Origin of the sequence: Mesorhizobium sp. M7A.F.Ca.US.007.01.2.1 (assembly GCF_003998165.1) — a bacterium.
Classification (GTDB): domain Bacteria; phylum Pseudomonadota; class Alphaproteobacteria; order Rhizobiales; family Rhizobiaceae; genus Mesorhizobium; species Mesorhizobium ciceri.
Map to the genome: position 1 here is coordinate 1 of NZ_RZQP01000308.1, position 6031 is coordinate 6031.

The 6031-nt window shown below is 60.6% G+C and carries 5 protein-coding genes; 1 reads left to right on the top strand and 4 read right to left on the bottom strand.

Annotated features, from left to right (window positions below):
- Window positions 1–245: 245 nt before the first annotated feature.
- From EN949_RS32015 to EN949_RS32030, 4 genes are all read right to left on the bottom strand, one after another.
- Window positions 246–1556: an HlyD family type I secretion periplasmic adaptor subunit gene (locus EN949_RS32015; RefSeq protein WP_127371455.1), complete on the bottom strand. Its 1311-nt coding sequence runs from the start codon at window positions 1554–1556 to the stop codon at window positions 246–248.
- A complete protein-coding gene (locus tag EN949_RS32020; RefSeq protein ID WP_127371896.1) occupies window positions 1556–3301 on the bottom strand; it encodes a type I secretion system permease/ATPase in 1746 nt (581 codons plus the stop codon). The genes EN949_RS32015 and EN949_RS32020 overlap by 1 nt, the downstream gene beginning before the upstream one ends.
- Window positions 3302–3402: 101 nt before the next feature.
- Window positions 3403–4794, bottom strand: coding sequence for a family 16 glycosylhydrolase (locus EN949_RS32025; protein ID WP_127367533.1), 1392 nt, complete (start codon window positions 4792–4794; stop codon window positions 3403–3405).
- Between the two features lie 350 nt (window positions 4795–5144).
- Window positions 5145–5408, bottom strand: a complete 264-nt coding sequence (locus EN949_RS32030; protein ID WP_013525078.1) for a hypothetical protein — start codon at window positions 5406–5408, stop codon at window positions 5145–5147.
- A gap of 297 nt (window positions 5409–5705) precedes the next feature.
- Between EN949_RS32030 and EN949_RS36235 the strand changes: the two genes are divergently transcribed.
- Window positions 5706–6031 (top strand): hypothetical protein (locus EN949_RS36235; protein WP_206534980.1); only part of this gene is annotated, 326 nt, incomplete at its 3' end.

Here is a 6031-nt window from a genome sequence, read left to right on the forward strand (position 1 = left end):
CTGGCATGCTGCAGCCACCCTCAAGGCGCGGCTTCACTCGGTACTTAACCCCTAGGCTGGTTGAGCATTGAAGCCAACGTGCCCGCGTTCGACGTCCCAATGCCTTTTACCTCGGAGGCGGCCAGTGGATCGAGCCCAGCAGGGAGTCGTCGAGGATCAATAAACCGAAAGCAGCATTCTGCCAATTTCCCAGCCGATGAATGCTCGCGGCGGGAAGCGGTCGGTCGCTGCAGCCCAGGCGCGCTTCACTCCTCCCGGAATGCTCGCTGAATCTGATCGGCCAGGGGCTTGACGACATAGGACAGCATCGTGCGGCTGCTGGTCGTGAAAAACACCTCGACCGGCATGCCGGGCGCCAGGGTCAGTCTTTTGAGTCTGGCAAGTTCCGTGCGCGGCAAAACGATATGCACGGTGTAATAACCGGCGCCGGTGCGCTCGTCGGTGCTGAGATCGGCGGAGATCTTGCTGACGGTTCCGTTGAGTTCAGGCGTGGTCCGCTGATTGAAGGCCGAAAGCCGCAGCGTCGCCTCCTGCCCCTGTTTCAGCTGATCGATGTCCTGTGGAGCCACACGGGCTTCGACGGTCAGTCGGTCCGCGACCGGCACGATGAGCATGACCGGTTCGCCCGCAGTGATGACACCCCCAATCGTATGTACGGCAAGCTGAAGGACGACGCCGGCCTGCGGGCTTCGAATGTCGATGCGCTTGAGCTGGTCCTCGGCCGATAGCTTGCGTTCGACTAGCTCCGAGAGTTTTGCGTGGACCTCACGCAGCTCCGTGGCGACTTCGCTGCGCAGATCCTGATCGATCTGGATGATCTGCAGGCGGATTTCCGACGTGTGACCTTTCGACTGCGCTATCGCCGCGATCAACTGCCCGTGTTCAGCCTCCAGCCGCACGGCCTCGCGCTCGAGCGCGGTGATGCGATCGATCGAGACCAGCTTGCGCTCCCATAATGTGCGCATGCCCGCGAGCTCGGTTCCGATCAGCTTGATTTCCTGGCTCTTGGCGTCCTTTTGCTCGGTCAGGCCGGAGACCTCTTCGGCGAGCTGGGAGATACGTTCCGCCAACTGCGCCTTCTGGCCAGCGCGTGCCTGCCGGCGGAACTCGAAGAGCGACTGCTCTCCGGCCATTGTTCCGCTGACATCCGGATCGTCCCGCCGAGACATCAGCGACGGCGGAAAACCGATGGCGTCCGCACCATCGCGCTCGGCCTTGAGACGTGCCAGGCGGGCATCGAGTTCATCCGCGCTCTTGGTGACAATGGCCAGATTGGCGCGGGTGACGGTTTCATCGAGATGAATCAAAACCTGTCCCGCTTGCACGGCATCGCCTTCGCGCACGAAGATTTGGCCGACCACGCCGCCCGTCGGATGCTGCACCTTTTTGACGCTGGAATCGACAACCAGCTTTCCCGATCCAATGACCGCGCCAGAGAGGTCGATCACGGCGGCAAGGCTGCCCGCTCCACCGACCAGTAGGATGGAGGTCGCAATGCCGCCAAGCAGATAACGTCGAATGGCCCGGTCGGTCACCGATGTCGCCCTCTCCGGCATCAGAGCGCCGCCTCTTCAGGACTTGGGACAACTTTCAACGGAACGCTGATGGGACGGGTCACCTTGGTCATGATCTCATTCTTCGGGCCAAAGGCCTGAATGCTGCCGTTCGTCATGACAAGGATCTGGTCAAGACTTTGCAATGCACTCGGGCGATGCGCCACCACGATGGCCATGCCGCCTCTGTCGCGCACGCCCTGGATCGCCGCCGTCAAGGCGGCTTCGCCATCGGCATCGAGATTGGAATTCGGCTCGTCGAGTATGACAAGAAACGGATCGCCATAGAGAGCACGCGCCAAAGCGACCCTCTGTCGCTGGCCCGCCGAAAGCGCCGACCCGGCCTCGCCGATACGCGTTTCATAACCTTCAGGCAGGTGAACCACCAGATCATGAACACCGGCGGCGCGCGCAGCGGTCAGTATTTTGTCCGAGGGGGGCTGGGGTTCGAAGCGAGCTATGTTCTCGGCAATGGTGCCGTCGAACAGCTCGACATCCTGCGGCAGATATCCGACATGCTTGCCGAGGTCGTCCGACGACCACTGGTCGAGCGTCGCACCGTCGAGCCTGACGGTACCGCGCACTGGCAGCCAGACGCCGGCGATGGCTCTGACGAGCGAGGATTTTCCCGAAGCGCTCGGACCGATGATGCCGAGGCCGGCGCCCTTCTCCAGCACGAAGCCCGCATCCTGGACGACAAGGCGGCGCTCGCCCGGCGGCGCCACACTGATGCCCTCTACCGAGAGGCGAAACGACGGCGGCGGCAGCGAGACAGTTGTTGCAGCCTCGGGCAGCAGCCCCAGAAGGTGGGTGAGGCGGGCCCAGGCCTGGCGGGCGCTGACGAAGCTCTTCCAATGCACGATCGCGAGTTCAATCGGTGCCAGCGCCCGGCTCATCATGATCGAGCTGGCAATCATGATGCCTCCTGTTGCCTCCTGATGGATGACGAGCCAGGCGCCGATCGCCAGGATGCCGGATTGAAGCATCATGCGCACGACTTTCGAAATCGTTCCGAGCGTCCCCGCCAAATCGCTCGCCTTGGCATTCGTCTTGAGATAGTCGGCGTTGACGGCAGACCAGCGATCGGCAATGCGTGGGCCAAAACCCATTGCCTGAAGCACCTCGACGTTGCGGCGTGTCGCTTCCGCCAGCGTGTTGCGCGAAGCGGCCTGGCTGTTAGCACGTTTCGCCGTCTCCCTCGTGCGCAGTTCCGCCAGTAAGGTCAGGGCAAACAGAATGATGGCGCCCAAGAGCGCGGTCATGCCGATCCAGAAATGGAACAGGAAACAGATTGCGAGATAAAGCGGCATCCAGGGCAGGTCGAACAGCGCGGTCGGCCCAGCGCTCGACAGGAACGATCGGACCTGATCGAGGTCCCGCAATGACTGCAAGCCATCGCCGGGAAGCTTCGTGCGCAACGGCAGACGCATCAGTGCGGTGTAGACCTGCCCGCTGAGCCGCGCATCGAGCGCCATGCCGATACGCACCAGCAGCCGCGATCGGATCAGCTCAAGAACGCCCTGGAAGAGGAACAGCGTGCCCGCAAACAAGCAAAGGCCGACAAGCGTCGGCACGCTGCGGCCGGGGATGACGCGATCGTAAACCTGCAGCATGAAGAACGAGCCGGTCAGCGCCAGGACATTGACGACCCCGCTCATCAACGCGATGCCGGCGAATGCCCGGCGAAAGGAAGCCAATACGGCCGTGAGCGTTGTTCGCGGCGGCTCAGAAGGGTGGGAGTGAGACATCGTCCTTCACCTCGGGTCCAGCGCGGGCGCAAGCGGCAATGAACGCGTTCGAGACCAGTTGGTGAAGGATGTCGGTTTCACTCCATCTTCCAGCATGGCACCTAGATGAACCAGTCATTCAGCGCGTAGGCATGAACATAGTCGACGTGCATTTCAGAAGGGGTGGCAAGCCCGTCGGCGGGCGCTCCCGCCATGCCGCCGACAGCCTGGTCGACCAACATATACATTGGCTTGTGCATGTCGGCAGGCGTTGGTGCGCGGGCAACTTCTACATCGTCGAAATACCAGACCAGTTCGCTTGGGGTCCAAAGCACCCCATATTTGTGGAACCCTTCGGTATCCGCTGCATATACGGTCGAGGTCACTTTCGTATGCGACCCCGTGGCATTCGAGTGGCTGGTCAGGGTGAGCTTGTTGGGATCCTGGCCGACCATCTCCACGGCGTCCAGTTCCGGCGGCCAGGATCCATCCGCCGGAAGAAGCCAGAAGGCCGGCCATGCACCCTGCTTTTCGGGCATGTCGGCTCGAATTTCGAAATAGCCGTAGGTCTGTGTGAAGGAATGGTAGGTCGTCAGCAGACCTGACGTGTAATCATAGTTGTTTATGTAAGGCTTGATCGCATCGGGAGCCCGGGCGGCCGTAATGGTGAGAACACCGTCCTGTACGCTGAACGGGTTGACCGAACTCGTGGGGGCGTAGCTGGTGTCGACATACCACTGAAGCTCGCTGTTGGTGGTGAGCGAGCTGCCGTTCGGAGCACCCCACCAGAAGTTCGTATCCCAGGTCCCGCTAGAACCGCTGTGCAGGTTCAACGTATTGAACTCGTCCGAGAAGGTGAGCGTCAGATGCGACTTGTCCAGGGCGAGATCGAACTGGTTGGCGCTGAACTGGTCGATGGTCTTGTTCTCGAAGACGAGAAACTCGGTTGGCGACAGGGTAAGTCGGACGTTCGATCCCGACTGCACCATGTTGGCGTGCACCTGGTCGAAAGAGAGGAAGCCGTAGCCTCCGACGCGCACGGTGTCGTCGGCGCCGAAGTCGAGAATAAGGTCGCTGCCATTGCCTGGTTTGACGACGAAAATGTCAGCGCCGGAGCCACCCTTGAGAACGTCGTCGCCCTTCAAGCCGTCGAGCGTCTGCTGGCCGGAACCGCCGACGACGATATTGTTCAATGCGTTTCCGAAGGCATATTGTTTATCGCCGGTGACCGTCAGATTCTCAAAATTCGCCGGCAGCCTGTAGCTCATCCAGGTCGAGATCGTATCGATGCCTTCGTTGAGCAGCTCCGCCGCTTTGTTTTTCGCGGAGTACAGGTAGTAGATATCGTCGCCCTGGCCGCCATACATCGTAACGCTGACGCTGCCGTCGCCATACAGCGAATCGTTGTAGATGCTGCCGTAGAGGGCCGGGCCCGAATTCGTCGCCGAGTACCACCTTGCGGAGGACCCACTATAGGGGAGCGGAACGCCCTTGGCATTGATTACGGTGGCCATTTTGCTTGCAGCTCCGTTGGTTTGTTCCAAGCCCTAACACGATGCAAGGCAAAAGGAGCCGATAGGTTTTGTCTTCAAACTCAGGAGGGTTATCAAAAGGTAAATGCCCGAGGGGCAAGACGCGTCCGTCAGGCGAAAGCTGGCTTGAGCGTGAAGTGGGGCGACTGGGGCCGGTTGGGCGAAGAGCGCGCACCAACGACAATGCTGCCGAAACGTGGCAGGCTTCTGAGCGGAACCTTGGACCCGAATCGCAAGTTTGGCGGGACACCCGCGAGAGCCCTGCCGATCGGGCGCGGATGCGGGACCACGTTCCCCCTAGCCGCCGAACGCTTGCGGCCATTCCTCGCAGATCAGAGGCCGAGGGTCTGACCCGTTTCCATCTGAAGGAAATCTGCCGACGAATTCCGCAACACCGAGTTCTGGAACGCGTCGAGGGCAGAGCCGTGGGTGATATCGACCAGCACGGCCGCTGCGGCTTCAACCTTATCGGCCGCTTCGTCTACCTTGTCGAAACGCATCAGCATTCGATCGTGGAGCATCGACAACCGCGTGGCGTGGTAAAGCACGCTGCGCTTATGGTAATCCGAGTCCAGCGGCTCAAACAGTATTGTCATGACGGCAACTCCTCGCCATTTCATGTCCATTCGGGGGTGATTTGGAGGCCGCCCGCGTATAGATATTGGTCTGGCGCTCCCGAGGCCTCCGTCACGCGCTGTTGAGCTGCCCGGACCCTGCAGCACAGGGCGATATTCACCACGCCATTTTTCCTGTCCGTTTCTTCCTTTGCGCGCCTCAACGATTTCTCAGCACGTTTGAAGCGCAACCTTGAACTGCCAAGTTTCAAGAATTTCAGCCATCGTTCCGCTTCCTATGCGGTTGCTTCCCTCGGCTGATAATTACGGCTGTTCTGTTTGGTTCCGGCCAATCGCGACCGGCTCCCAGATTTTACAGAGCCAGGCCGATCTGGCGCTGCCGATTTAAATCTCTCCGGCAATGGGCTTGAGCGCATCTTCTGTCGCAAGCTCCAGCGGGACGCCGGCGACGTTCCGGAGCATCAAAGCGGCGCGCTGAAGGACGGACTGCAAATCCGCCCCGGATATATCCGCGATGCGATCGACCGCGCTTCAACCTCTTCCGCGATAAATAGGCGCGCCGATGATCATTCCTTCGACCATGTCCTCTCCGAGGAGGTTTCAGCTTGTTTGGGAATGGCATGTGCTGGCCAAGTGGTCTATCT